The organism is Macrococcus sp. PK (assembly GCF_022501545.1).
Taxonomy (GTDB): domain Bacteria; phylum Bacillota; class Bacilli; order Staphylococcales; family Staphylococcaceae; genus Macrococcoides; species Macrococcoides epidermidis.
The window spans coordinates 13,548-39,152 of the sequence record NZ_JAEPRF010000011.1 but is presented as its reverse complement, the minus strand read 5'-3'; the positions used below and the strand labels follow the sequence as shown (position 1 = coordinate 39,152).

Annotated in this window: 23 protein-coding genes; 19 read left to right on the top strand and 4 right to left on the bottom strand. The window is 35.0% G+C overall.

Going from position 1 to position 25,605, the window contains the following annotated elements:
* Positions 1 to 77: 77 nt before the first annotated feature.
* From JJJ02_RS08485 to JJJ02_RS08455, 7 genes are all read left to right on the top strand, one after another.
* A complete protein-coding gene (locus JJJ02_RS08485; protein WP_099581011.1) occupies positions 78 to 380 on the top strand; it encodes a YerC/YecD family TrpR-related protein in 303 nt (100 codons plus the stop codon).
* A 73-nt stretch (positions 381 to 453) separates the two neighbouring features.
* The gene (locus JJJ02_RS08480) at positions 454 to 1,158 is read left to right on the top strand and encodes a M15 family metallopeptidase (RefSeq protein ID WP_240838379.1); all 705 of its coding nucleotides are present in this window, start codon (positions 454 to 456) and stop codon (positions 1,156 to 1,158) included.
* A gap of 21 nt (positions 1,159 to 1,179) precedes the next feature.
* The gene (locus JJJ02_RS08475) at positions 1,180 to 2,076 is read left to right on the top strand and encodes a M15 family metallopeptidase (RefSeq protein WP_240838377.1); all 897 of its coding nucleotides are present in this window, start codon (positions 1,180 to 1,182) and stop codon (positions 2,074 to 2,076) included.
* 94 nt (positions 2,077 to 2,170) lie between these two features.
* On the top strand, positions 2,171 to 2,854 hold the full coding sequence (gene pcrB, locus JJJ02_RS08470; protein WP_111715811.1) for a heptaprenylglyceryl phosphate synthase: 684 nt from the start codon (positions 2,171 to 2,173) through the stop codon (positions 2,852 to 2,854).
* A 4-nt stretch (positions 2,855 to 2,858) separates the two neighbouring features.
* Positions 2,859 to 5,027, top strand: coding sequence for a DNA helicase PcrA (gene pcrA, locus JJJ02_RS08465; protein WP_240838375.1), 2,169 nt, complete (start codon positions 2,859 to 2,861; stop codon positions 5,025 to 5,027).
* Positions 5,028 to 5,030: 3 nt separating this feature from the next.
* Positions 5,031 to 7,013 (top strand): NAD-dependent DNA ligase LigA, encoded by a 1,983-nt coding sequence (ligA, locus tag JJJ02_RS08460; RefSeq protein ID WP_240838373.1) that lies wholly within the window; start codon positions 5,031 to 5,033, stop codon positions 7,011 to 7,013.
* A gap of 19 nt (positions 7,014 to 7,032) precedes the next feature.
* Positions 7,033 to 8,211: a CamS family sex pheromone protein gene (locus JJJ02_RS08455; protein ID WP_111715816.1), complete on the top strand. Its 1,179-nt coding sequence runs from the start codon at positions 7,033 to 7,035 to the stop codon at positions 8,209 to 8,211.
* Between the two features lie 48 nt (positions 8,212 to 8,259).
* On the opposite strand, the gene putP (JJJ02_RS08450) is transcribed toward JJJ02_RS08455, so the two are convergent.
* Positions 8,260 to 9,789: a sodium/proline symporter PutP gene (putP, locus tag JJJ02_RS08450; protein WP_239243160.1), complete on the bottom strand. Its 1,530-nt coding sequence runs from the start codon at positions 9,787 to 9,789 to the stop codon at positions 8,260 to 8,262.
* Positions 9,790 to 10,208: 419 nt separating this feature from the next.
* On the bottom strand, positions 10,209 to 11,738 hold the full coding sequence (putP, locus tag JJJ02_RS08445; RefSeq protein ID WP_240838371.1) for a sodium/proline symporter PutP: 1,530 nt from the start codon (positions 11,736 to 11,738) through the stop codon (positions 10,209 to 10,211).
* Positions 11,739 to 11,913: 175 nt separating this feature from the next.
* Between putP (JJJ02_RS08445) and gatC the strand changes: the two genes are divergently transcribed.
* The 4 genes from gatC to JJJ02_RS08425 all read left to right on the top strand — a co-directional run bounded on the left by gatC (position 11,914) and on the right by JJJ02_RS08425 (position 16,071).
* Entirely contained in the window at positions 11,914 to 12,213 is a 300-nt protein-coding gene (gene gatC, locus JJJ02_RS08440; RefSeq protein ID WP_099581026.1) for an Asp-tRNA(Asn)/Glu-tRNA(Gln) amidotransferase subunit GatC, read from the top strand.
* Between the two features lie 3 nt (positions 12,214 to 12,216).
* Positions 12,217 to 13,662, top strand: a complete 1,446-nt coding sequence (gatA, locus tag JJJ02_RS08435; RefSeq protein ID WP_240838369.1) for an Asp-tRNA(Asn)/Glu-tRNA(Gln) amidotransferase subunit GatA — start codon at positions 12,217 to 12,219, stop codon at positions 13,660 to 13,662.
* Between the two features lie 12 nt (positions 13,663 to 13,674).
* Positions 13,675 to 15,102, top strand: a complete 1,428-nt coding sequence (gene gatB / locus JJJ02_RS08430; RefSeq protein WP_240838367.1) for an Asp-tRNA(Asn)/Glu-tRNA(Gln) amidotransferase subunit GatB — start codon at positions 13,675 to 13,677, stop codon at positions 15,100 to 15,102.
* A gap of 165 nt (positions 15,103 to 15,267) precedes the next feature.
* Complete coding sequence (locus JJJ02_RS08425; protein ID WP_111715825.1) at positions 15,268 to 16,071, top strand: tyrosine-protein phosphatase; 804 nt, start codon at positions 15,268 to 15,270, stop codon at positions 16,069 to 16,071.
* 47 nt (positions 16,072 to 16,118) lie between these two features.
* On the opposite strand, the gene JJJ02_RS08420 is transcribed toward JJJ02_RS08425, so the two are convergent.
* On the bottom strand, positions 16,119 to 16,913 hold the full coding sequence (locus JJJ02_RS08420; protein ID WP_111715826.1) for a hypothetical protein: 795 nt from the start codon (positions 16,911 to 16,913) through the stop codon (positions 16,119 to 16,121).
* 324 nt (positions 16,914 to 17,237) lie between these two features.
* On the opposite strand from JJJ02_RS08420, the gene JJJ02_RS08415 reads away from it, so the two are divergent.
* The 4 genes from JJJ02_RS08415 to JJJ02_RS08400 all read left to right on the top strand — a co-directional run bounded on the left by JJJ02_RS08415 (position 17,238) and on the right by JJJ02_RS08400 (position 20,472).
* On the top strand, positions 17,238 to 17,765 hold the full coding sequence (locus tag JJJ02_RS08415; protein WP_239243163.1) for a GrpB family protein: 528 nt from the start codon (positions 17,238 to 17,240) through the stop codon (positions 17,763 to 17,765).
* Between the two features lie 98 nt (positions 17,766 to 17,863).
* On the top strand, positions 17,864 to 19,315 hold the full coding sequence (locus JJJ02_RS08410; protein WP_240838364.1) for a helicase HerA-like domain-containing protein: 1,452 nt from the start codon (positions 17,864 to 17,866) through the stop codon (positions 19,313 to 19,315).
* Positions 19,315 to 19,503, top strand: coding sequence for a hypothetical protein (locus JJJ02_RS08405; protein ID WP_111715832.1), 189 nt, complete (start codon positions 19,315 to 19,317; stop codon positions 19,501 to 19,503). Before JJJ02_RS08410 ends, JJJ02_RS08405 begins: the two co-directional genes overlap by 1 nt.
* A 12-nt stretch (positions 19,504 to 19,515) precedes the next feature.
* A complete protein-coding gene (locus JJJ02_RS08400; RefSeq protein WP_099581042.1) occupies positions 19,516 to 20,472 on the top strand; it encodes a diacylglycerol kinase in 957 nt (318 codons plus the stop codon).
* Between the two features lie 40 nt (positions 20,473 to 20,512).
* Here the strand turns inward: JJJ02_RS08400 and JJJ02_RS08395 are convergent, their stop codons facing one another.
* Positions 20,513 to 21,331, bottom strand: coding sequence for a glucose 1-dehydrogenase (locus tag JJJ02_RS08395; protein WP_239243164.1), 819 nt, complete (start codon positions 21,329 to 21,331; stop codon positions 20,513 to 20,515).
* 113 nt (positions 21,332 to 21,444) lie between these two features.
* On the opposite strand from JJJ02_RS08395, the gene JJJ02_RS08390 reads away from it, so the two are divergent.
* From JJJ02_RS08390 to JJJ02_RS08375, 4 genes are all read left to right on the top strand, one after another.
* Entirely contained in the window at positions 21,445 to 23,256 is a 1,812-nt protein-coding gene (locus tag JJJ02_RS08390; RefSeq protein ID WP_239243165.1) for a 5'-nucleotidase C-terminal domain-containing protein, read from the top strand.
* A 79-nt stretch (positions 23,257 to 23,335) separates the two neighbouring features.
* Positions 23,336 to 24,700 carry a 23S rRNA (uracil(1939)-C(5))-methyltransferase RlmD gene (gene rlmD / locus JJJ02_RS08385; RefSeq protein ID WP_240838362.1) on the top strand — a complete coding sequence of 455 codons (1,365 nt, stop codon included), beginning with the start codon at positions 23,336 to 23,338 and terminating at the stop codon, positions 24,698 to 24,700.
* A 132-nt stretch (positions 24,701 to 24,832) separates the two neighbouring features.
* Complete coding sequence (locus JJJ02_RS08380) at positions 24,833 to 25,330, top strand: hypothetical protein (RefSeq protein WP_111715838.1); 498 nt, start codon at positions 24,833 to 24,835, stop codon at positions 25,328 to 25,330.
* A 62-nt stretch (positions 25,331 to 25,392) separates the two neighbouring features.
* Positions 25,393 to 25,605 carry a hypothetical protein gene (locus JJJ02_RS08375; protein WP_240838360.1) on the top strand — a complete coding sequence of 71 codons (213 nt, stop codon included), beginning with the start codon at positions 25,393 to 25,395 and terminating at the stop codon, positions 25,603 to 25,605.

Genomic DNA, 25,605 nt, shown 5'->3' with positions numbered 1-25,605 from the left:
AGTGATATACTGTATTGCTGTACTTTAACAATGTAATGCATTAAAATATAAGTACTAAAGTTTAAGGGGTGTTGATATTGCAAATCGAGAAAATTAAGGGGAAACAACTAGATGAATTGTTCGATGCAATTCTAACGCTGGAATCTCGTGAAGAATGTTATCAGTTCTTTGATGATCTTTGCACAGTGAATGAAATTCAATCTTTATCACAACGTCTACTTGTTGCTAAGATGATTAAACAAGGATATACATACGCTGCAATTGAAAAAGAATCAGGTGCATCAACAGCTACTATCTCAAGAGTGAAACGCTCTTTACAATGGGGAAACGATGCCTATACGATGGTTTTAGACAGAATGAATATCGAAACAAAATCTTAATTTCCAAGTACTGGGTCATATTTGATTCAGTACTTTTTTTGGCATATAATAGTAAATGAAATGAGGAGAAGACATGAAAAAATCTTTGCTTGTATTGTCAGCTATCCTATTAGCTGCCTGTAATCAAGGTGAAACCAATCAACAAACACATAAGAACTCAACACAGCAGACAGAAATGTCTTCAGAAAAAGAGACTACTGTTTCTGATGCTACTACAACGCCGTCAAACCATAAAAAACATCAAAAAGAAGTCAAAGATGGTATAACTTATGTTGATAATATATTAATCGTGAATAAAGATATTGCCTTACCTGAGTCGTATGCACCAGGCGAAATACAAGAAGCAAGACAAGCGATTGATCAGTTAATACAGCAAGGTAATGCACAAGGTCTAAACCTGGTATTACGCAGTGGATTTAGAAGTTATGAGACGCAAACTGAATTATATAACAATTACGTAGCACGAGACGGTCAAAGTAAAGCGGATACGTATAGTGCGCGTCCAGGGCATTCTGAACATCAGACAGGATTAGCATTTGATTTAGGCAATACTGCCGGAACAGATGATTTTAAAGTTTCTTTTGAAAACACGGCTGAAGGTAAATGGATAAAAGAAAATGCTCAGGATTATGGATTTATCATAAGATATCCTAAAGGCAAAACAGATATTACCGGTTATCAATATGAACCTTGGCATTTGAGATATTTAGGTAAAGAAATAGCTCAGAAAGTCAAATCAAGTGGATTGACACTAGAAGAATACCTTGATTTGAAGTAGTTAGATATTAAGGAGAAACAAATGAAGAAAATATTATTAGCATCAGTGTTATTACTTACAAGCTGTAGCCTTCCAGAGTCTATAGTTAAGCCTGAAAAAAGCGAAGAAAAAGCAGCTGATACAAAAGACGCACAAAAGAAAAATAAAGCAGTACAACAGAAAAAAGAAACATTGCAGAAAAAACAGGTAACAAAATACAAGAAAGAAGTTAAAAATGGTGTGACATATATTAACGGAATTCTTATTGTAAATAAAAAAATTAGTTTACCATCAACGTATAATCCTGGAGAAAATAAAAATGTCAGAAAGATATTAAATAAGATGATTGTGGATGCCCAAAAAGATAATATGCATCTTGTTGTACGCAGTGCATATCGCAGTTATGCTGCCCAGAAAGCATTGTATGATAAATTTGTTGCTTTAGATGGTCAGCAAATTGCAGAATCATATAGTGCAAAACCTGGGCAATCAGAGCATCAGACAGGTCTTGCATATGATATCGGTTCACGTGAATCAGTAGCCAACATGAGTATTCAGTTTGGACAAACACCCGAAGGAAACTGGTTAAAAGAAAATGCACATAAATATGGCTTTATTATCCGTTATGGCAAAGATAAAACGCATATTACCGGCTACCGCTATGAACCGTGGCATATTCGCTATGTTGGGAAAGTTCATGCAGCAAAGTTATACCGCTCTGGTCAAACTTTAGAAGAATATTTAGGTGTATACAAAAAGCCGGTTGCGAAAAAAATCTCTCGAAAAGTAGCAACAACGGAACAACCAACAACTGAAGCATCAACATCAGAAATATTAACCATAGAACAACCAATATCAGAACAACTTACTTCAGAACAACCCATATTAGATCAACCATTAACAGAGCAACCAACAATAGAAATTAACACCTCACAGTAGGTGTTATTTTTATGCAAACATATGTTTCGTTTCGCATTAAAAATGCACAAAAAAATGATATAATATTCATTATTATTATAAAAGGAGACACCTTATGTACGAGATTCAAGACTGGCAACATGTATTCAAGTTAGATCCTGCAAAAGAAATCAGCGATATTGATTTAGAACGTATTTGTGAATCAGGTACAGATGCAATTTTTATCGGTGGCTCAGATAATGTGACGATGGAAAATGTATTAGATTTAATGAGTCGCGTTCGCCGCTATCCTGTACCATGTGTATTAGAAATTTCAAATATCGAAAGTGCGATTCCAGGGTTTGATCATTATTTAATTCCTTCAGTGTTAAATAGTGATAACGTTCATTTTCATAATGGTATGCTACACGAAGCGATTAAACAGATGGGGCATATGATGGATTATGATTTATTTACTATGGAAGGATATGTAGTGTTAAATCCGGAAAGTAAAGTAGCGAAGTTAACGCGTAGTCATACAGATTTAAATCACGACGATATTGCTGCTTATGCAGATATGATTGAGCAGTTGTATGGGTTGAAAGCAATGTATATCGAATATAGTGGTACATATGGAGATGTAAGTATGGTTAAGGCAGCCAAAGAAAGACTGAATCAAACGCGACTTATCTATGGAGGCGGTATTGATTCATTACAGAAAGCGCGTGAGATGTTCGAAGTAGCAGATACGATCGTAGTAGGAAATGTAATTTATACAGATATCAAAAGTGCATTACAAACTGTAAAGGTTAGGGGTTAATATTGTGAATGATTTATTAAAGAACATGAATGAAGAGCAACAGAATGCAGTGAAGACGACAGAAGGACCACTCCTTATCATGGCAGGAGCAGGTTCCGGTAAAACACGTGTTCTAACACACCGCATTGCTTATTTAATCGATGAAAAAGATGTATCACCTTATAAAATATTAGCAATAACATTCACAAATAAAGCAGCCAAAGAGATGAAAGAGCGTGTGAAGAATATTATCGGCGACGCATCAGACGTAATATGGATTTCAACGTTTCACTCGATGTGTGTGAGAATTTTAAGACGTGATATCGATAGAATAGGTATCGAACGCAATTTTACAATACTTGATCCGACTGATCAGCGTTCGGTCGTAAAAGATATACTGAAAAAAGAGAATATTGATCCGAAAAAATATGATCCAAGAATGTTTGTCGGTGAGATTTCTAATTTAAAAAATGAACTAAAAACACCTGATGATGCACAAGCGGATGCAAATGATTTTATGAGTGTGATGGTTGCAAAAGTGTATAAACAATATCAGGAGAAATTACTTAAAAACCATGCGCTCGACTTTGATGATTTAATTATGATGACATTAAAGTTATTTGAACGAGTACCGGATGTATTAGATTATTACCAGAATAAATTTCAGTATATTCACGTCGATGAATATCAGGATACAAATAGGGCGCAATATATGCTTGTTAAGATGCTCGCTGACAAGTTTAAAAATTTATGTGTCGTAGGGGATTCAGATCAATCTATCTATGGGTGGCGTGGTGCAGATATTTATAATATTTTAAGTTTTGAAAAAGATTATAAAGATGCGAAGACGATATTTTTAGAGCGAAACTATCGTTCAACGAAAAATATATTATTTGCTGCCAATGAAGTGATAAAAAATAACACAGAACGTAAGCCTAAAGCATTATGGACAGATAATGATCACGGTTCTAAAATTAATTATTATAAAGCACAGTCTGAACGTTCTGAAGCAGAATATATTGTATCTGAAATATTGAAGAAAAAGCGTGAAGGTTATGCTTTAAAAGATATGGCGATTCTATATCGTACGAATGCACAATCTCGTGTACTGGAAGAAACTTTGATGAAATCAAATGTTAATTATACGATGGTTGGCGGAACAAAATTCTACGATAGAAAAGAGATTAAAGATATTTTAAGCTATTTGAGATTAATCGCCAATAGTAATGAAGATATTAGTTTTACACGTATTATTAATACGCCTAAACGAGGCATTGGACCATCTGCTTTAGATAAAATTGTAGCCTATGCTGAGAATAATGGTTTGAGCTATTTTGATGCTTTAGCTGAAGTTGACTTTATCGGTTTACCGAAAAAGACGACTGAAAAGCTTGTCCAGTTCTATAATATGTTAGATAACATTATGAAACAGCAGGAATTCTTGTCTGTTTCTGAACTTGCGGAAGAAGTGCTTGAACAAACAGGTTATATGCGTATGTTAGAAGCAGAGAACACATTAGAATCTCAGTCTCGTATTGAAAATATTCAGGAGTTTATGAGTGTACCGAAAGATTATGAAAAAGAAACACCCGACGAAGAACAGTCATTGATTAATTTCCTGACGGACTTACAACTTGTTGCAGATGTTGATAATGCAGATTTAGAAGCAGGTATTACATTGATGACGATGCACTCAGCAAAAGGTCTGGAGTTTAAAGTGGTATTTATTGCAGGACTTGAAGAAACGATCTTTCCACATTCAAGAAGCTTGAATAGTGACAGTGAGATGGAAGAAGAACGTAGATTGATGTACGTTGCAATTACACGTGCTGAAGAACATCTCTATTTAACGCATGCAGATATGCGCAGTTTATTCGGTAGAACTCAGGCGAATAGAAAGTCAAGATTTATTACTGAAATTCCTGACGACATTTTAGATACACCGACTAGACCAACATACCCTAAAGGTGTGAAACGAGGACCTGCAAGACGAATGGCGAGTACTGCAACCCAGCAGAGTGCAGCACCGAGTGACTATAAAGTTGGGGATAAAGTTATGCATAAAGCCTGGGGAGAAGGTTTAGTAAGCAACGTTAGTGAAAAGAATGGTTCAACAGAACTTGATATTATATTTAAATCAGTTGGTATGAAACGTCTATTAAGTCAGTTTGCACCGATTGAAAAAAAGGAGTAACCAATGGAAAAAAGAGTTCAGGAATTACATCAACTTTTACATCGATATAATTATGAATATCACGTATTGGATAATCCAACAGTACCGGATGCAGAATATGATAAGCTATTACACGAATTAATTGCTATAGAAGAGAAGCATCCTGAACTGAAAACTCAGGATTCACCAACGGTTCGTGTCGGAGCTGAACCTTTATCCAAGTTTGATAAAGTAAATCATGATACACCGATGCTAAGTCTAGGTAATGCTTTTAGCGAAGAAGATTTAATCGCATTTGATACACGTGTTAGAAACGAAGTAGGTAACGTAGAATATATGGTAGAGCTAAAAATAGATGGACTAGCTGTTTCACTAAAATATGTGGATGGCGCCTTTGTTCAGGGATTAACACGTGGTGATGGAACGACTGGTGAGAATATCACTGAAAATTTAAGAACCATCTATGCGATACCATTAACGATTAAAGAACCGTTAACGTTTGAAGTACGTGGAGAAGCTTATATGCCGAAAAAATCATTTATCGCATTAAATGAACAACGCGCTGCAAATGGTGAACAATTGGCAGCAAATCCACGAAATGCTGCTGCAGGTTCATTACGTCAGCTTGATTCAAGGCTTGCCGCTAAACGAAAGCTTGATATCTTCTTGTACAGTGTGAATGATTTACGTGAGATTAATGCATCAAGTCAAAGTGAAGCATTAGATCGACTTGATGCAATTGGATTTAAGACAAACCCTGAACGTAGATTATGTAAGGATATGCAGGAAGTTTTTGAATATATTAAGCTCTGGACAGAAAAACGTGAAAATTTAGCATACGATATTGATGGTATCGTTATTAAAGTTAATGATTTAGCGAAACAGGATGAATTAGGATTTACAGCTAAATCACCGAAATGGGCAATTGCTTATAAGTTTCCTGCAGAAGAAGTTGTAACGACATTAAACGATATTGAACTATCTATCGGAAGGACGGGTGTGGTAACACCAACTGCGATTTTAGAACCTGTTAATGTTGCAGGTACGACTGTTGGACGTGCATCACTTCATAATGAAGATCTGATTCACGAAAAAGATATTCGTATCGGAGATTCTGTCGTTATTCGTAAAGCTGGTGAAATTATTCCTGAAGTTGTCCGTGTCGTACTTGATCGTAGACCTGAGGGTGCAACAACTTATCATATGCCTGAAGTATGTCCGTCATGTGGTCATGAACTTGTACGTATTGAAGGAGAAGTGGCATTACGTTGTATTAATCCGAAATGTGATGCGAAACTTGTAGAAGGAGTCATACACTTCGTTTCAAGAACCGCGATGAATATCGATGGACTTGGTGAACGCATTGTACAAAGCTTATATCAGGAAGGTATCATTCATGATGTTGCAGATATTTATAATTTAACACGTGAACAACTTCTACCGCTTGAACGCATGGGTGAGAAGAAAGTAGATAAATTACTCAGCGCAATAGAAGCATCGAAATCCAATTCACTCGAAAGATTATTATTCGGTTTAGGCATTCGTCATCTAGGTGCTAAAGCAAGTCAAATATTAGCACAGGAATATCATACAATGGATCGCTTAAAATCTGCTACAATAGAAGCATTAACTGAAATAGATGATATTGGACATAAAATGGCGCAGTCACTCGTTACTTATCTGCAAAATGAAGATATTATTAATTTAATTGATAAACTCGCTGCGAGTGGCGTTAATATGACGTATAATGGACAGAAAAAAGAAGATATCGAAATTCATCCGGTATTCGGTAATAAAACCATTGTACTGACAGGTAAATTAAATATAATGTCACGTGGTGATGCAACAAAAGCACTTACTAATCTGGGTGCTAAAGTGACAAGTTCTGTAACGAAGAAAACAGATTTAGTCATAGCAGGAGAAGACGCTGGAAGCAAGCTTGAAAAAGCACAAACTTTAGGTATTGAAGTCTGGAATGAAACAATGATGATAGAAGCACTTAAGTAATAATAGTTAGGAGAAAAAGATGAAACGTTTAGGCTATTTAGTATTATCGACACTTATATTAGCAAGTTGTTCGAATTCTGAAACGACGACTAATGAGCAGAATAAAGAAAAAGAAGAAAAGCAAATTGCTACTGATATTCAAATTTCAAATGACTATTTTAGAACGTTATTACCGTTTAAAGAAAGTCAGGCACGTGGATTAACAAGTACAAATATGTCTAGCAGCTATAATGGAGAAGCATTTGAAACAGGTTTATTACGTATCAGTAAGAACGTTTTTTCTCCTGATGAGTATTTGTATCGCGATGGCCAATTACTGACAAAAAGTGCTGTAGAAAGTTATCTGGAACCACAATATACAAAAGCTGAAATAGACAAGATGGACAAAGATGAACGTATCGAAAAAAATGCATATGCCAACTTCGGTTTGAATCCATCGCATAAAGGTGAAACAGATCCAACGAAGATTGCAAAAGAATCGCCAGCTTATTTATCGCATATTATTGAACAGGACTTCTTTACGGAATCAGACGCAAAACGTAAGAGAATTTCCGGTATGACAATCGGCCTTGCGATGAATAGTGTTTACTACTATCAAAAAGAAGCATATGGTGAAGTGTATAGTGAAAATTTAGATAAAAAAGAAGTTGAGAAAAAAGGGAAAGCAATGGCAGATGAGATACTATCTCGCTTACGTGTGAAACAGGAATTAAAAGATATTCCGATTACGTTTGCAATCTTTATACAATCATCATCGGAAAGTATTACTCCAGGGAATTTTGTCTCTTACGCTGTAAGTGAGGAAAGCAGTAAGAAGATTGGAAAATGGAAGTCTGTAAATGAGAAGTATGTATTGCTACCTTCAGCTGATGCAGATAAATTAAATGAGAAATTAAATAATGATTATAAACAATTTAACGATCAGCTACAAACGTACTTTCCAAACTTTACGCAATCCATAGGAACAGGTTATTTTGTAAACGATTCGATTAAAGAGCTGAATATTAATGTGCCATTAGACTACTTTGGTAAAGCAGAAGTAGTAGGGGTTACACAATATATTGCAGACTTAGCAATGAAGAATTTCAGTCAAGTCGATAATTTAGAAATCTCTATCGTAGATAACGATAAACCACTTGCGTTAATCGTGAAAAATAAAGGTGATAAAGAACCAACGATTCATGTATATCGTCAGTAAATTATGAAAAAGCCATTCAATACGAAATTGTATTGAATGGCTTTTTTATTATGCATGTAATCTTCGTTTCATTTCATTAAACAATGAAGTAACATCATATTTATCTTTATAAGTGATTAAACTAACTATGACAGTTGCGAGTATACTTACAATATATCCAGGGATAATTTCATAAAGTTCAAAAATGCCACCTTTGTCTTTTAACATGATCCAGATAATAACAGTAAGCGCCCCTGACACCATACCGGCAATCGCGCCTTGTTTTGTGAGTTTCTTCCAGTATAACGAGAAGATAACGAGTGGCCCGAACGCTGCGCCAAATCCTGCCCAGGCGTTTCCGATAAGATTAAGAATCGTATCATTTGGATTCCATGCTAAGAACGTAGCGACAATAGCAACAAGGAATACAGCAAGTCTTCCTACCATAACAAATTCTTTGTCACGATTTTTACCGTCATCAGTTTTGCGTAATAACATGTAGAAATCTTGCGTTAAAGCTGAACTTGTTACAAGTAGTTGAGAAGACACAGTACTCATAATCGCGGCTAATATTGCAGCTAAGATAAATCCTGCTACAAATGGATGTAAGAAAATTTGACTCATTACGATAAAGATAGTTTCTGGATTATCTAATTTTGTGCCAGTCTTTGCAATAAATGCAATACCGATTAATCCTGAAAGACAAGCACCTAATAATGAAACAACCATCCATGAAATACCGATACGTCTAGCTGCAGGTAATAATTTGTGCGACTTGATAGACATAAATCTTACGATAATATGAGGTTGACCAAAGTAACCTAATCCCCAAGCTAAAGCAGAAATAATACCTATCAAAGTTGTTCCTTTAAATAAATCTAAATTTGAAGGTTTTACATCTGCAATTGTTCCAAATGTGTCCATACCTCCAAGTTCCATAAAGGCTACAATCGGTACTACAACCATTGAAAGTAACATAATGACACCCTGGAAAAAGTCTGTTAATGAAACGGCTAAGTAACCGCCGAAAAGTGTGTAAAGTACAACGATTGCACCAGTAATAATTAATCCCCAGTGATAATCTAATTTAAAAGCACTTTCGAACAATACGCCACCAGAAACTAAGCCTGCATGTGTATATAATGTAAAGAATACGACGATAATTAGTCCTGAAATGATCTTTAAGACACGTGTATGGTCATTGACGCGTTTTTCGAAGAAATCAGGAATTGTTATTGCATTATCTGTTAACTCAGTAAATACACGTAGTCTAGGTGCTACAATTATATAATTTAAATACGCACCGACAGATAGTCCAATAGCAATCCACAATCCAGCTAACCCAACTGAATACATTTCTCCCGGTAAGCCCATAATCATCCAGCCACTCATATCTGAAGCACCTGCTGATAATGCAGTGACCCAAGGACCTAAATTTCTACCACCTAACATATACTCATCTAAATTTCCTGTTGCTTGTTTATACGCGTAATAACCAATGGCAAGTAATACTGCGAAGTAGGCTATAATCATGACATATGTCATCCAGTTTACTTCAATTTGCACATTTTGAAAGGTATTACCTAAAAACAATGACATCTCCTCCTTATAATTTTTAGAAACTAAATTTCGACATAAAAAAAGACATATCTTTGAATATGTACGTCTTTCATTATAGAGAAGTGAGTATTTAAAGCAAATTCAGTTTGGGAGTTAACCGCTTACATTGACGAAAAATAAGAAATTTATTTTCTGTTTTTATTATTGTGACAAAATATTAAATCATTATATAGTTTTTATATACTGAAAATATGAAAGAGAATATTTTATTTCAAAAGTAAATTTTTAAATAACTAAATTTTCTCAAAAAAATTATATATCTATGTAATTTGTGTGACTTATACACATAAAAGCGACTTCAAAATAGGTCTGAAGCCACTTTCGCACCTCACCATCTTTCAAAATAAAAAAGGACCTCAAAATAAATCTGAGGTCACTTTCATAAAAATATATTATGGTTAACTTCTTACAATACGTTTCATTTCATCAAATTCATCAATAATACGTTGTTCTGGCTTTGGTGTCATCAGAGATACTAATACAGTAGAAACGAAGCTGATGATAAATCCAGGAATAATTTCATAATATTCGAAGATGCCGCCATGAGATTTCATGAAGATCCAGAAGATTACTGTAATTGATCCTAATACCATGCCTGTAATTGCACCGTGTTTTGTTAAACCTTTCCAGTATAATGATAACAATACAAGTGGCCCGAATGCAGCACCGAATCCAGCCCATGCATTTCCGACTAAGTTTAAGATTGTATCATTAGGACTCCATGCAATAGCACCAGCTACGACTGCTACAAGTAATACAGATATTCTTCCTACCAATACAAATTCTTTCTCACGACTTGTATCCTGTAAGCTGGATTTAGTAAATAACATGTAGAAGTCTTGTGTTAATGCTGAACTTGTTACAAGTAGCTGAGAAGATATTGTACTCATAATTGCTGCTAAAATAGCTGCTAAGAAGAATCCAGCAATTAGCGGGTGGAAGAGTACTTGACTCATTACAACGAAAATTGTTTCTGGATTATCTAATTTTGTGCCAGATTCATGAATAAAAGCAATACCTACTAATCCAGTTACAACAGCACCGATTAGTGAGGTTGCCATCCAAGAGATACCGATACGGCGTGCTGCTGGTAACATTCTATGCGATTTAATTGACATAAATCGTACGATAATATGTGGTTGTCCAAAATATCCTAGTCCCCATGCTAGTAATGAAATGATTCCTACAGTTGTCGTTCCTTTGAAGATATCTAAGTTTGTTGGTTTTAATTCAACCACAGTGTCAAACACTTCTAAACCATTCAATTTCATAATCGCTACGATTGGTACTAATACTAACGCGATCAACATAATAACACCTTGGAAGAAGTCAGTTAATGATACTGCTAAATATCCACCGAACAAAGTATACAGAATAACGATACCTGCCGTTAAAATTAATCCTACATGATAATTTAATCCGAATGCACTTTCAAATAATACACCACCTGATACCATTCCGGCATGTGTATATAATGTGAAGAACACGACGATTACTAAACCTGAAATAATTTTTAAGATACGTGTATGATCACTCACACGCTTTTCAAAGAAATCAGGAATAGTAATTGCATTGTCTGCAAGCTCTGTGTATACGCGAAGACGTGGCGCAACTAATATGTAGTTAAGCCATGCACCGAACGTTAATCCAATTGCAATCCATGCTGCTGAAATACCTGTTGAGTATACTGATCCAGGTAATCCCATTAACATCCATCCACTCATATCAGCAGCACCTGCTGATAATGCTGTAACTAAAGCACCAAGATTACGACCGCCAAGCATATACTCATCTAGTGTGCTTGTTGATTGCTTATAGGCGTAATATCCGATGCCAAGCAATATCAGGAAGTACACAGCAATCATGACATATGTCATCCATGTTGCTTCGATTTTTACGTTTTGAAACGTATTACCTAATAAAAACATTAATTATCCCCCTTTATCCCTTTTATCCCTTTAATACATTAAATCAGAATATTTTGTACACTTTATTATAAGTCCTTTTAAAGCGTTTTCATAGATAATTTTTAATAATTTTAGATTTTTCTTAAAAAATTTGATAAAATTTAAGGATGATATAAAGTTCAGGAGGAATATATTCATGTCAAAAGTAACAAACGAGCAGGTAAAGCACGTTGCACATTTAGCACGTCTTGAAATTACTGAAGAAGAAGCAGCGAAGTTCAGCTCTCAATTAGAAGCAATTCTTAACTTTGCAGATCAATTAGAAGAGGTTGATACAGACAATGTTGAACCAACATTCCATGTGTTAGATCTTCAAAATGTATTGCGTGAAGATGTTGCAGAAAAGAGTTTAACACAAGAAGAAATCTTAAAAAATGCGCGTAGTACTGAAGCGGGTCAATTTAAAGTACCATCGATTTTAGACGGAGGAGAATAACAAATGTCATTAAGATATGAATCTATAGAAAATTTAACGAAATTGATTCAAGAGAAAAAAGTAAAACCTTCTGAATTAATTGAAGAAACATTTAAAAATATTAAACAAACTGATGCAACAATCAATTCTTTCTTAGCATTAGATGAAGCTGTTGCTATGGATAAAGCGAAGGCGATGGACAATCAGGAACCTACGGGCAAACTATTCGGTATTCCGATGGGGATTAAAGATAACATCGTGACAAAAGATTTAGAAACGACTTGTGCATCAAAAATTTTAACAGGTTTTAATCCTGTATATAATGCGACGGTTATGAATAAGTTAAATGCGGAAAACGGTATTGTTGTCGGAAAATTAAATATGGATGAATTTGCAATGGGTGGATCAACTGAAAACTCATTCTATAAGAAAACTGTCAATCCGTTTGATCATTCTGCAGTACCTGGTGGTTCTTCAGGTGGATCTGCCGCTGCTGTTGCAGCTAGTCTAGTACCATTTTCTTTAGGAAGTGATACTGGTGGATCAATTCGTCAGCCAGCATCATACTGTGGTGTTGTCGGTATGAAGCCAACATATGGTCGCGTATCGCGTTATGGTTTAGTTGCATTTGCATCTTCTCTAGATCAAATCGGACCGATTACAAGAAATGTTAAGGATAATGCAAAAGTATTAGAAATTATCTCTGGACACGACAATATGGACTCTACAAGTGCGCCGGTAGAAGATGTTGACTTTTCTTCTAATATTGAAAAGGACATTAAAGGTTTACGCGTGGCAGTACCTAAAGAATATTTAGGTGAAGGTGTGTCTGAAGAGGTACGTACTTCAGTGCAGAACGCGATTAAAGAACTAGAAAAAATGGGTGCTGAAATTTCAGAAGTTTCGTTACCAAATTCTAAATATGGTGTAGCTACGTATTATATTCTTTCTTCAAGTGAAGCGTCAGCGAACTTAGCGCGTTTCGATGGTATCCGCTATGGTTATCAGGCAGAAGGTGCTAAAAACTTAGAAGAGTTATACAAAAAGACGCGTCAGGAAGGTTTTGGTGATGAAGTGAAACGTCGTATTATGCTGGGAACGTATGCTTTAAGTTCTGGTTACTACGATGCTTATTATAAAAAAGCGCAAAAAGTCCGCACGTTAATTAAACAAGACTTCGAACGCGTGTTTGAAGCATACGATGTTATTGTTGGACCTACTGCACCAACTGTTGCATTCAATATCGGTGCTCAAATTGATGACCCACTAACAATGTATGCAAATGATATATTAACTATTCCAATTAACTTAGCAGGTCTTCCATCGATGTCTATTCCATGTGGAGAAGCAAATGGACGTCCAATTGGTTTACAGTTAATCGGTAAGCCGTTCGATGAGAAAACATTATACAACGTTGCATTTAACTACGAGCAAGTATTTAATATGTCTGAACGTTATCAATCATTATAAGGAGAATATACTATGCATTTTGAAACAGTAATCGGACTTGAGGTCCATGTAGAACTTAAAACAGAATCAAAAATGTTTTCGGCTTCTCCTGCACATTTCGGAGCAGAACCGAACACAAATGTTAACGTGATTGACTTAGGATATCCAGGTGTATTACCTGTTGTGAATAAAACTGCTGTAGACTGGGCGATGAGAGCTGCTATGGCATTAAACATGGATATTAGAACATCTACGAAATTCGACCGTAAAAACTACTTCTATCCAGATAATCCAAAAGCTTATCAAATCTCACAATTTGATGAGCCGATTGGTGAGAATGGATATATTGATATCGAAGTCAACGGTGAAACTAAACGTATCGGTATTACACGTCTTCATATGGAAGAAGATGCTGGTAAACTCAGCCATAAAGACGGTTATTCATTAGTCGATTTAAACCGTCAGGGAACGCCTTTAGTAGAAATCGTATCTGAACCAGATATTCGTACACCAGAAGAGGCATATGCTTACTTAGAGAAGTTAAAAGCAATCATCCAATACACTGGTGTATCTGACGTACGTATGGAAGAAGGATCACTAAGATGTGATGCCAACATTTCACTTCGTCCAGTTGGTCAAGAGAAGTTTGGTACGAAAGCAGAGCTAAAAAACTTAAACTCATTCTCTTATGTTAAAAAAGGGTTAGAGCATGAAGTGAAACGTCAGGAAGAAGTTTTACTAAATGGAGGAGAAATTCTTCAGGAAACACGTCGTTTTGACGAATCTACTGGTAAAACAATTCTGATGCGTGTTAAAGAAGGTTCAGATGATTATCGTTACTTCCCTGAACCGGATTTAGTACCTTTATTCATTGATGAAGCATGGAAAGAGCGCGTGCGTGCTTCTATTCCTGAACTTCCCGATGTACGTAAAGCGAAATATGTTTCGGAATACGGATTACCTGCATATGACGCACACGTATTAACATTAACGAAAGAAATGTCAGATTTCTTCGAAGCTATGATTGCTTTAGATGCAGATGCTAAACTTTCTTCAAACTGGTTAATGGGTGGCGTAAATGAATATTTAAACAAAAATCAAAAGGATTTACATGATACGAAATTAACACCAGAGAATTTAGCTGAAATGGTTAAATTACTTGCAGAAGGTACAATTTCTTCTAAAATTGCGAAGAAAGTATTCGCCGAAACGGTTGAAAGTGGTAAAGCACCGAAAGTGATTATGGAAGAACAAGGATTAGTTCAAATTTCTGATCCTGAGCAATTAAAAGCATTCGTTACGGAAGCTTTAGATAACAATCCACAATCAATCGAAGACTTTAAGAATGGTAAAGGCAAAGCGACAGGATTCTTAGTTGGTCAAATCATGAAGATTTCTAAAGGACAAGCTAATCCGCAAATGGTTAATAAAATTCTTAAAGAAGAATTAGAAAAACGTTAATATATTTATTTTCAGCTCTAAAAATAGGACAATTTGTGCCTATTTTTAGAGCTTTTATAATACAATGATAGTTAAGCGTAATAATTAACAGTTAAAAAATAATTGACAATTATTATCAAATTGATACTATTATTTTAATGAACTTAGGACGAGGAGAGAAATAGAATGATTGATATTCATAACCATATATTATTTGGCATCGATGATGGTGCACAAACAAAGGAAGATATGCTTGAGATGGCAAAAGCAGCACATGCAGAAGGAATAACGGATATTATTGCGACACCCCATCATAAAATTGGTGTGTATGAAAATTTTGGTCCGAAAATTAAAGCTTTGACAGAAGAAGTGAATACAATCATTGCTTCTGAAGGTATACCAGTAAAAGTACATGCTAGTCAGGAAGTAAGAATTTATGGAGATGTTGTTGAAGATTTAAAAAATGGCCAGGCTTTAACTTTATCTGAAGATAGTCCTTATGTGTTAATTGAGTTTCCTTCGCATGAAGTACCAATATTTACAGAGCAATTATTTACGAAGATGGCTTTAGAAGGATATATTCCAATTATTGCGCATCCTGAACGTAATGCTGAGTTGCAGAAGAATCCAAATAAATTAGCTGAACTTATAGAACTTGGTGCGCTAGCTCAAGTTACAGCAGGTGTGGTATGTGGTCAATTAGGTGAATTTAGTAAGCAGTGTGCTGAAATGATGATGGATCATCGTTTAATCCATATCGTAGCGAGTGATGCGCATAATGTAACATCTAGAAACTATTATATGAATGAAGCGTATGAAGCAATTGCCGAGAGATATGGCGACGAAGCCGTTAATAAGTATAAAGAAAATGCCCAAAAAGTGTTGAAGGGTGAAACGATTCGTTATGTCAGTCCAATTGAAGTAGAGAAAGAAGATAAAATTGAGAAACCTGTAAAGAAAAAGAAAAAGAAATTTCTGGGATTATTTTAAATACAAAAAAAGCTTGTCTCCAAAATTATTGGAGACAAGCTTTTTAACTATTCAACTTTATCATTAAATAAATAATCTGAAATTGATGTTACCCATCTTGCTACACCACGATCTGTCAATAACCCATCATCTACGTTATAATAATCTTCAATTGCCTTATTATTCGGCCATTTACTAGATTGATTCACATAGAAAAATTCGTTATTTTGACTACCGAAATAATCTGCTTCTGCTTTTTGATATTTAGCAAAATTAGAATCATTATATTCAGGTCTTGTACCAATGATTACGACAGGCGTATTATCGTTACCTGCTGCAGAATAGATACTTTCAACCGTTGCGATGTGATCGTTTGAAGATACATCTTCAGAGAAATCGTTTAAAGTTAATGCATCTAATATGACTAAGTCAGGTTTCGTTTTATTAATTTTATCGATACTTACTGTTGAAGAAGAACCAGATACTTCTACCTCATTCACTTTAATATGATCATCAGAAGCATATGCTAATTCATCTTTGACGGTCGTGTTCTCGTCAGAAGTTTGATACGGTGTAGACACCAGCGTGATATTCATAACTTTCTTATCTTTAACTGCATTGTTATAGATAGACTGGAAAGTTTTGTTTTTGAATAGATTTGTGTTCGGTTTCTTGCTTGTATCTTTTTTTACTTCTTTTTTCGTCGTGTTATCTTGTTCAGCATAGTAATCTTTACCGCTTTGCTCAGAGATTGCTTTTTCTCTAGCATCAGAGTCAGTTACACGTGTTTCCCAGAATGTATAACCTACTGCAATTAGAATAACTGCTGCAACGATATAAATCCAAAATAATAAATTCTTCATTGCGAATTGTTCCTCCATCTTTATTCCATACTAATATAGTAACAAAAAACTGAGAAAATTTATACATACAAGTACTATTTGATAAATTTTTCTTTAAGATATATACCCTAAACATATACAGTTAAGACATAAATAAAATAAAATTTTAAGTTTAATACTACTTTTTTAGGATAATATAAGTAAATATATTTCACATCTGCAAATTAAGTTGTGAACATTACAAATTGGAAAATGATTAAAATGAGATAGTAATACTACAATTAATATGGTAAAATATCTCTATATAAGTGTCGATAGTATCATTTCCCGAATCGGAGGATATTTATGATTGATTATACGCCATGGAATGAAAAAGATTATCATCAGATTTTTATCCATGAGGCAAAAGAACTGATAGAAATTTTCAGAAATGAAATCGTTGAACTTCATCATTTTGGAAGCACTTCAGTGAAAGATTTACCTGGTAATCAGACGATAGATATATTACCAATCGTAAAAACTTTATCACAAGTGAGTTTATATAAAGATAAGATGGAGGCTATCGGTTATAAAGAAGTTGAAGTAAAAGAGATGACTGATGAACAGTGCAGGCTCTTTGTAGCAAAGAAAAATCAACTGACGTTCTATGTAACGATGATTGAAAGAACAAACTTTAATGCAATTACAAGAAGACTCGCATTAAGAGACTATTTACGTGAACATAAACTTGAACGTCTGGCATATGCCAAATTTAAGATGCAACAAGCAGTGCAACATAGAAATGACTTCAACACTTATAATGTAACGAAGAATGACTATATTTTGAAATTAGAAGCAAAAGCACTTCGCTGGTATGAAGCGAAAAGAGGTTAAGCATTATGCTTAGCCTTTTTTTATGTCAAAATTGCATAATATATAGATTATTGTAAAATAAAAAGTAACGATGCAAAACAAAAAGGGTAGGGATATGGATGACGTCAGTAAATATTGCGAAAAATACGAATGATATAACTTTACAATTACAAATGGCAAATCGTCACGGATTGATAGCCGGTGCAACGGGTACAGGGAAAACTGTAACATTAAAAGTTTTAGCAGAACAATTTTCAAAGTCAGGTGTACCGGTATTTTTGGCTGATATTAAAGGGGACTTGGCAAGTATTGCTGAACCGATGACGATAAATGAAAAAATTGAACAACGATTAAAAGACTTAAATATTACAGATTACCAGCCGAGAAGTTATCCTGTCCGTTTGTGGGATATATTTGGCGTTGATGGCGCACCAGTTAGAGCTACGATCTCTGAAATGGGACCGATGCTTTTAGCGCGTTTATTAGAATTAAACGATACGCAATCTGGTATTTTAGATATAGCCTTTAAAATTAGTGATGATAATGGATTATTGCTATTAGACTTAAAAGACTTGCAATCTTTACTGAAAGAAATGGCGGATAATGCATCTGTTTATAGCAGCAAATATGGAAATATTACTAAACAATCAGTAGGAGCGATTCAACGCAAACTGTTATCATTTGAATCACAAGGTGCTGAGAACTTCTTCGGTGAACCAGCGTTAAATTTAACTGATTTTATGGAAGTAAATGCTAACGGTGAAGGTATTATCAATGTGCTAATGGCAAATAACTTATTTACAAAACCCGTACTCTATTCAACTTTTCTTTTATGGTTATTAACAGAATTGTTTGAGGAATTACCTGAAGTGGGTGATCTGGATAAACCGAAACTTGTATTTTTCTTTGATGAAGCACATTTATTATTTAAAGATGCACCAACGTCATTTATTACGCAAGTAGAACAGGTTGTTCGCCTTGTCCGTTCAAAAGGTGTTGGCGTGTATTTCATTACCCAAAATCCGATAGATTTACCTGATGAAGTTTTAGGACAACTTGGTAACCGTGTACAACATGCGTTACGTTCATTTACGCCTAGAGATCAAAAAGCAGTGAAAAGTGCTTCTGAAACGTTCAGACAAAATCCAGACCTGGATGTTGCAGCTGTTATCGGTGAATTAAAGACAGGTGAAGCATTAATATCATGTTTAAATGAAGAGGGTCAACCTAGCATTGTAGAACGTGCCTTTATTCGACCACCTGAAAGTAAGATAGGTGTTATCGATAGTATCGTTAAACAAACTGTCCTTGCAGAAAATCCTTATCAAGCAAAATATGGCACAGCTATCGACCGAGGAAGTGCGTATGAAATGTTACAGGAAAAGTTTACACAAATAGAAGCAGAAAAAGAAAAGGCAGCAGAAGCTAAATTACAAGCTAAAACGGTTAAAGCTGAAAAAAGAAAACCAAAATCAGAATTACAAAAAGTTGCGACAAGTGTACTTACTAGTGTTGGCAGACAAATCGGTCGTGAAATTGTACGAAATATATTCGGCGGGAGAAGAAGATAATGAAAAGTGGATGGATTTATATTATACTCATCGCAATTAATATTTCATTGATGATTGTATTGATGACACCAACTGTCCAGAATAACGAAATATATATTAAAGGTGTACAAGTATGTATCGTGATTGTGACATTTATTTTATTTAGAATGTATTTGAGAGAACGTGGATTTTTAAAAGAGAAGAAATAGGTGGTGTGCTTTTTGAGAAAAAGAGCGAGAATTATTTACAATCCAACATCTGGACGAGAATTATTTAAGAAGTCATTAGCAGATGTGTTAATTAAACTTGAAGATGCAGGATATGAGACGAGTGCCTACGCAACAAAAGCAGAAGGTGATGCGATACAAGCAGCACGACAAGCTGTAGAGGATCGCTTTGATCTTATTATTGCGTCGGGTGGTGACGGGACGATTAATGAAGTAATAAACGGTATTGCTGAACAGGAATACCGCCCGAATATCGGTGTAATACCGATGGGTACAGTAAATGATTTCGGTAGAGCATTACTCATTCCGAAAGATATTTTACAAGCTGTAGATGTGATAATAGAAGGAAACACTGTACCGGTTGATGTAGGTAAGATGAACAATCGTTATTTTATCAACATTGCAGGTGGTGGTAAGATTACTGAAGTAAGTTATGAAGCGCCGAGCAAACTTAAGACTGTCCTTGGACCTTTAGCTTATTATATTAAAGGGTTAGAGATGCTGCCGGAAATAAAAGCAACGGATATTCGTATTGAATATGATGGTAAAGTCTTCAGTGGAGAAGTCATGTTATTTTTAATCGGTTTAACAAACTCAGTAGGTGGCTTTGAAAAGTTAGTACCGAATGCATCGATAAATGATGGCTACTTTACATTATTATTTTTAGAAAAAGTAAATTTTGCTGAATTTGGACATGTCTTCTCACTTGCTTCACGTGGTGATCACATTAAACATCCGAAAGTACATTATATAAAAGCGAAAGATATTAAAGTATCATCTTTTGAAAAAGTACAGCTCAATGTTGATGGTGAGTTTGGTGGGATCCTACCGGCGCATTTTGTAAATTTAGAGCGACATATCAATGTATATAGTCAGTTAGATAAGATTCATCCGGATAAAGAAAATGAGATTATCATTCAATATAAACAAGACCTTGAAAAAGAAGAATAAAATAAAGACTGCTCTCTCAATTCGAGAAAGCAGTCTTTATTTAAATTTCATCTGTAAAGGATTCTAATAATGCATCGTATTCGAAATTACGATGTGAAGGATAAAGGCTGAGTCCACCATCTGCCACAATCGTTTGACCTGTAATATATTTACTTTCTTTGCTGGCTAAAAATGCAGCCACACTAGCAATTTCTTCTGGTTCGGCAACATAGCCCATAGGAACAAATAAATCAGCATCTCGTTTTGCTTCAGGTGTTTTAAAATTCTCGGCATTGATCGGTGTATTGATACTGCCAGGAGCGATATTATTAATACGAATTTGAACGCGCGCATATTCTAACGCTAAACTTTGCGTCATTAATTTTACCCCACCCTTACTAGCGCTATAGTGAGCGTAATGTGGCCATGGTATGATTTCATGAACACTTGAAATATTAATGATACTACCTTTAAATTTGCGATCCATAAAATGCTCTAATGCCAGTTGACAACCGATAAATGTACCACGAAGGTTAACAGCAATTACTTTATCAAACTCATCAATTGGCATCGTATGGCTCGGTATATCAGACTGAATACCTGCATTATTTACCATAATGTGAAATGCACCGAAATGGTCTATTGTTTGTTTCACTAAACTTTCCATTTCGTTTTTGTTTGTAGTATCTGCTTTTATTGCAAGTGCATCAACACCAATCTCTTTTACAATATCGACAAGTGCATTTGCTTCATCCTCACGAGAATGATAGTTGATAACTACGTTGATGCCTTCTTTTGCAAAGCGAATTGCTGTTGCTCTTCCAATACCTGATGCTCCGCCAGTAATAATAGCCACTTTTCCTGTTAAATCGTTATACATGAAGTCACTCCCTTTTTTGATTCAATACCCGTAAATTACAAGATTAATCTATGATAGAAAAAATGACATTCAACTGAAATTTTAATAAAATAAATGTGAAAGGTGGCGCACATATGTATAGATTATCGATTTTAGCAACGACAGATACGCATAGTCATATTAGTTTATATGATTATTTTTTAGAAAGTGATTTGAAAATTAATGGATTAATACTTGCCGGCAGTAAGATTGAAGCGATAAAAGCAGCTAATGAAAAGGCTGATGTTGCAACGGTTGTTGTAGATAATGGTGATATACTGCAAGGCAATATTATGGCAGATTACGCCGCAGAAATGCGTCCCGACATTCATCCGGCAATTAATATGATGAATGAGATTGGCTATGATGCCGGTACTTTAGGTAACCATGAATTTAATTATGGACTAGAGTATCTAGATAAAGCCAATCAGCAGGCATTGTTTCCATTAGTCAATTGTAATGTGAAATATATCAATGGTGACTTCGTTGTTGCGCCTTTCCATATCGTTGAAAAGTCATATAAAGATGGTACGACGGTAAAAATCGGTATAACAGGCGTCGTACCTGAACAAATTATGAAATGGGACGAAGACCATTTAACGGATCGAGTAATTGTTGAAGACATGTATGATGCATTGTATCAATATAGCAATCAGTTAAAAGCATTTGGTTGTGATATTGTCATTGCATTGATGCATACTGGATTAGATCAGGAGCAATTAGAAAATATGAAAGGCATTGAAAATCAGGTATATCGTCTGGCACAGATTGAATCAGTTGATACATTTGTGTTTGGTCATACACATCAGCAATTCCCTGGATCTGATTATGTAAATATTCCGGAAGTCGATAATGAGAGTGGACGTGTATTTCATGCTTATGGCGTCCAGCCTGTATGTTTTGCCAGCCATCTAGGACGCATAGATCTGACGCTCGAGAAAACAGAACAAGGCTTTAAGATTGTGAACGGTAAAAGTAGCGTCATCGAATTAAAATCAAGTGATGTGGAGATTAATACACATTTTATAGATGTGAATCAAACTGCGCATCAGGGTGTGTTAGATTACGTAAAACAACCCATTGGCATGACTAAGCATCATCACGATAGTTATTTTGCGCAAGTTGGTACAAGCACGGTTGTAGAAGTCATAGCTAAAGCGGGTAAATATGCCGTTGAACAAATGATTAATAATCATCAGCTCAAACTAGCGAGCACAAATATTATATCAACAAGTGCACCGATAAAAGCCGGAAGAGATGGCGTAAATGATTATATTGAAATTGACAGTGGTGAATTAACACTTAAAGATGCAATTAATATTTATCGCTTTCCAAATAAGATGTCAGCAGTAAATGTTTCTGGTCGTGTATTACGAGAGTGGGTTGAATGGAGCGTATCATGCTTCAATACAACTGATAGTGAATATATGCTTAAAGATAATAAATCAACAGCACCTGGATTTCCAAGTTACAACATGGATATATTCTATGAATTAAACTATTGTATAGACTTATCACGTGAAGCACGGTACAGTAGTGTAGGTGAGAAAATAAATGACACGTATCGTATTAAAGATTTAACCTATTTAAATCAACCTGTAACGGATGATCAGCAATTTACAGTACTAACGACTGATTATCGTACAAATTTTTGTCCAATATTAAATGATGCATCAGTGACTAAGATACAATTAGAAGATATTGAAATTAGACAGATTATTATTGATTATATCAAAAGATTTGGGGTTGATTTTCAACCAACAAGACCATTTACGTTTTTACAGGATGGAACATATAAATTTAAATCAAGTCCAAAAGGAGCAGCATATTTGCAACCAGGGATTACGCCAACAGAAACATACGACGATGACTATTTAATTTACGAACTTAATACAGCATTAACATGAGGATAGGACGATACCTTAGTACGACATTCGAAATCATTGTGTCTTATCAATATTTTGAAATAAAACATTAGGAGAAAATATGAAACAAATTAAATTTAACAAAAATGACGAATTACAAGGGACAGTAGTAGACTTAACGCATGAAGGATCTGGTGTTGTTAAGATTGACGATTATCCATTTTTCGTTGAAGGCGCATTACCAGGAGAAGACGTGACAATTAAAGTGATGAAAGTCGGTAAGACATTTGGATTTGCACGTCTTGTGTCAGTTCAAAATGAAAGCCCAGACCGTGTTGCAGAGAAAGATATCGTTGGCCGTCAAATCGGAACGATGACATTACAACATTTATCATATCCAGCACAATTAAAGTTCAAACAACATTTAGTAGAAAGTGCATTTGAGAGATTAGGCAAGTTTAAAGGTGTAAAAGTTGCTGAAACTGTTGGAATGGAAGTGCCTTATGAATACCGAAATAAAGCGCAAATTCCAGTAAGAACTGTTAATGGCTTGCTTGAGACAGGATTCTTTAGAAAGAACAGTCATCAACTTGTGCCTGTTGAGAATTTCTATATTCAGCATAAAGCAATCGATGCAGCGATTGTGAAAGTAAGAGATATCTTACGTAAATATGATATTGTACCTTATAACGAGCGTAACCATAACGGTGAAATCCGTCATATCGTAGTGAAACGTGGCCATTATACAGGACAATTAATGATCATTTTAGTGACGAATAAAAAACGCCTGCAAAACATCGAATCAATTACACATGATATTGTGAACGAAATCGAAAATGTTGAAAGTGTTGTATTAAACTTTAATAACCAGGAAGGTAACGTGATTTTAGGACGTAATAATACAGTACTACACGGTACGCCGTATTACACTGATAAGATGTTAGGATTAGAATTCAGAGTATCACCAAACTCATTCTTCCAGGTCAATACACCACAAGCAGAAGTGTTGTATCAATTAGCTTTAGAAGCAGCAGATTTAAATGGTACTGAAACAGTGTTGGATGCGTATTGTGGTATTGGGACGATTTCTTTAGCATTAGCACAGCAGGCGAAACAGGTCTATGCGATGGAAATTGTGCATGAATCAATTAAGATGGCGAAACAGAACGCTAAGATGAATGGCATTGATAATGTACATTTTGAGACAGGTGCAGCAGATGAAATCCTGCCGAAGTGGAGCGAGGAAGGCGTTAAGTTTGATGTAGCAGTAGTCGATCCACCACGAAAAGGATTAGACGATGACTTTATTCAGACATTAATTGCACAAAACCCTAAAAAGATCGTCTATGTCAGCTGTAACCCCTCAACATGTGCGCGTGACTGCCGTAAGTTCGCAGATGCAGGTTACAAGTTAGAAACAGTGAAACCAGTCGACTTATTCCCACAAACGCCGCATGTAGAGTGTGTCGTTAGACTTACGAAGTAAGCATTTTATTAAAGCCTTGTTATCAAGGCTTTTTATTTTATTGAACTTTAGATAAAAACTAAATATAAAATCTTAACAAACGGTTCTTCTATTCTATAAAATACACTTGATAATCTATTAAGGAGAGAAAATATGAATATAATATTAAAAAGTACCTTCAAAAAATATGAATCGATGTCAGAGATACTAGTACCTAAACTTGTAAAAATTTTGTTGAGTCTTGATAACCTTGAAAAAGAGATTTATGAGCGAAGTAAAATAGAATTAAGTGAATACCAAGATGGTTATGGAAACTTTAAAGAAGAATATCATCCGAAATCGAAAGCACTATTCAAAGAATTAAATGAAAAGCATCATGAAATAATTAAAGATAATGTTAGCGAAAAACTTAAGTCGATCAGTTATGGGGGCAGTTACGGCAAACCAAGCGAATATTTTTATATTCAAGATGATAATCTGGATATCTACTTTACAATGCGAAAAAAAGATATGGCTACTATTGTAATTTATTATGAATATGCTCTTAAAAAGAAGCATAAATTTATTTTTAGATTGATTGATAACAAATGGTTAATTGACGAGAAATATTACGGCTTTAGTGATAAGTCATGGTATAAAAATGGTATATAGAAATAATTATTTTTGGATATTAATAAATAATTCTGAAATACTTATTGATTAAAGCTCTTCAAATGGGCTTTTATTCAGAATGGTTTGAAGCGGGTGCAGCAGATGGCTTCTGGATTATACCAGATGTATTTGAAACAGATTTAGCACGATTTGTAGATGAAGTTGTTCCAATTTTACAGGAACGTGGTGTCTTCCATAAAGATTATGAAGGAAATACGTTGAGAGAACATTTAGGTGTACCGTATCAATATGGTTTAGATGAGCGATTGAAATAG